2 protein-coding genes and 1 pseudogene are annotated in these 2899 nt (G+C 50.1%); all 3 read left to right on the top strand.

What is annotated here, in order from left to right:
- Positions 1-130: pseudogene (gene prpB / locus MHN01_RS23035) on the top strand (methylisocitrate lyase); the annotation flags it as partial.
- Between the two features lie 309 nt (positions 131-439).
- Entirely contained in the window at positions 440-1615 is a 1176-nt protein-coding gene (gene prpC / locus MHN01_RS23040; protein WP_239413681.1) for a 2-methylcitrate synthase, read from the top strand.
- Between the two features lie 116 nt (positions 1616-1731).
- Positions 1732-2899: aconitase family protein (locus tag MHN01_RS23045; protein WP_239413682.1), on the top strand; the 1168-nt coding region annotated here is incomplete at its 3' end.

Raw genomic sequence — 2899 nt, forward strand, 5'->3', positions numbered from 1 at the left:
TCAGCATATAAGGAAAGACGGTCACCAGCGTAATGTGGTGGATCAAATGCAAACTCGTGAGCAGCTCTACCATTATTTAGGCTACCACGACTATGAGCAGAAGCTCGATAAACTATTTAGTGAAAAGTAAGCGGAAATAAGCCTGCTGAAAACAAAGAGTGTAGTAGATAGTGCATCGCTTTATGTAGGTGCAAAAACAACAAGATAAACCCCAATAATAAAAATATAGATAACAACGTAAATAATAAGAACTAGGCAAGGAAGCCATAACGCTAAAAAGCGGGAAGCCCAAGAAAATTAATATTTTTTAATATTACCAATAATTGACTATTTATTTAGTACTGATTCAGTCGCTGCCATTTCGACGGGTACGAGGGTTTTTATCACTTGTATTTCAAGAAAGGCAATGGATTAACGTGAAGCAAATAAGGAGTCTGCTATGACTGCGATAGCCGTAGCTGATACGAATAAGGACAACAAGAGCGAAGACAAAAAAGCATTGGGTGGTGCGGGCCTGCGAGGTCAGAGTGCCGGAACAACATCACTATGTACTGTCGGCAAAACCGGTACCGGGCTGACTTACCGAGGTTATGACATTACGGATCTGGCCAACTATGCCGAGTTTGAGGAAGTCGCTTATTTGCTACTCAAGGGTAAGTTACCGACTCAGGCAGAACTGGACAGCTACAAACAAGTATTGAAGAAAGCCCGCGGCTTGCCACCGGCATTGTGCCAGGTGCTGGAGGCGATCCCTGCTGATGCCCATCCGATGGATGTAATGCGCACCGGTTGTTCAATGCTGGGTAATCTCGATCAGGAGCTCGATTTTGCCGAGCAGGACGAGAAAACCGACACCTTGCTTGCCATGTTACCGGCCATTATCTGTTACTGGTATCGCTACAGTTATGACGGTGTTCGTATCGACACGGCCAATAGTAGTGAAGACAGCATCGGTGGTTACTTCCTCGAGATGCTGACAGGCAAAGCGCCGTCGGAGCTTCACAAGCAGGTGATGCATTGCTCGCTGGTACTGTACGCCGAGCATGAGTTTAATGCCTCGACCTTTACAGCCCGTGTCTGTGCCTCGACCTTGTCTGATCTTCACTCCTGTATCACGGCGGCTATCGGTAGCTTGCGTGGTCCGTTACATGGCGGTGCCAACGAAGCGGCGATGGCGATGATCGAACAGTGGCAGACAGCCGATGAAGCTGAAGCTGGCATCATGCAGATGCTGGCCAACAAAGACAAAATAATGGGCTTTGGTCATGCAATTTACCGTGAATCCGACCCCCGGAATGCTTTAATTAAAGCATGGTCGGAGAAACTCTCTGCCGATGTTGGCGATACCCATTTGTATGCGGTTTCCGAGCGTGTCGAGCAGGTGATGAAGCGGGAGAAAGGGCTATTTTGTAATGCTGACTTTTTCCATGCCTCGGCCTATCACTTCATGGGGATACCGACCAAACTGTTCACCCCCATCTTCGTGATGAGCCGTGTCACTGGCTGGGCTGCCCACGTGTATGAGCAGCGTGCCAATAACCGGATTATCCGTCCGAGTGCCGACTATGAAGGACCGGAGCATCAGGATTGGCTGCCAATTGAAGAGCGCAGTTAACGCTTGAATACAGACTTCGAGTGAAGGCGTATCCCTGCTGATTCTCTCCCCCTGCGGATTGGGGGAGGGATCATCGCCAGATAGCTCTGCGAGCAGTAAATTCACGGATGTAAATTATGAATATTAATACAAAATACCGTAAGCCTCTTGCAGGCAGCGGACTGGATTTCTTTGATACCCGAGAAGCCGTCAACGAGATATCGCCGGGTGCATACGAGACCCTTCCCTACACCTCGCGCGTGTTGGCCGAACAACTGGTCAGACGCTGTGATCCCGATTCACTGACAGACTGCCTGAAGCAGATCATCGAGCGCAAGCGTGACCTTGATTTCCCATGGTATCCGGCACGCGTGGTTTGTCACGATATCCTGGGGCAAACAGCACTAGTCGATTTGGCTGGTCTGCGCGATGCCATTGCTGATCAAGGTGGCGATCCGGCGAAAGTCAATCCGGTGGTGGAAACTCAGTTAATTGTCGACCATTCACTGGCTGTTGAGCACGCAGGCTTTGATCCCGAAGCATTCGATAAAAACCGTGCAATTGAAGAGCGCCGTAATGAAGACCGTTTCCACTTTATCGAGTGGTGTAAAACCGCATTTGAAAATGTCAGCGTGATCCCGGCGGGTAACGGCATTATGCACCAGATAAATCTGGAGAAGATGTCGCCTGTGGTTCAGGCCAAGAACGGGATTGCCTATCCGGATACCTGTGTAGGTACCGACAGCCATACCCCGCACGTTGATGCATTGGGGGTCATTGCCATTGGGGTGGGTGGCCTTGAAGCTGAGACGGTTATGCTGGGCCGTCCTTCTATGATGCGCCTGCCGGATATTGTCGGTGTTAACCTGACAGGTAAACGCCAGCCGGGTATTACGGCTACCGATATTGTTCTTGCTATTACCGAGTTCCTTCGCAACGAGCGTGTGGTTTCATCCTATCTGGAATTCTTTGGCGAAGGGGCGAAAGATCTTACCATCGGTGACCGTGCCACCATCTCCAATATGACACCGGAATATGGCGCCACGGCAGGTATGTTCTATATAGATGAGCAGACCATCAACTACCTCAAGCTAACAGGTCGTGACGATCAGCAAGTTGAGCTGGTGGAACAATATGCCAAGCAAACTGGCCTGTGGGCTGACGACTTGGAGAGTGCCAAATACGAACGTGTGCTGGAATTTGATTTGTCGGCAGTTTCTCGCAATATGGCGGGTCCGTCGAATCCTCACCGCCGTCTGCCGACGTCAGAACTGGCTTCCCGCGGGATTTCCGGAGAGTGGGAAG

This window comes from Photobacterium sp. OFAV2-7 (assembly GCF_022347985.1).
Lineage (GTDB): Bacteria > Pseudomonadota > Gammaproteobacteria > Enterobacterales > Vibrionaceae > Photobacterium.

What these genes read in the sequence shown, in the direction of transcription:
- prpC (WP_239413681.1), top strand. Translation starts at nt 440, where the DNA reads ATGACTGCGATAGCCGTAGCTGATACGAATAAGGACAACAAGAGCGAA.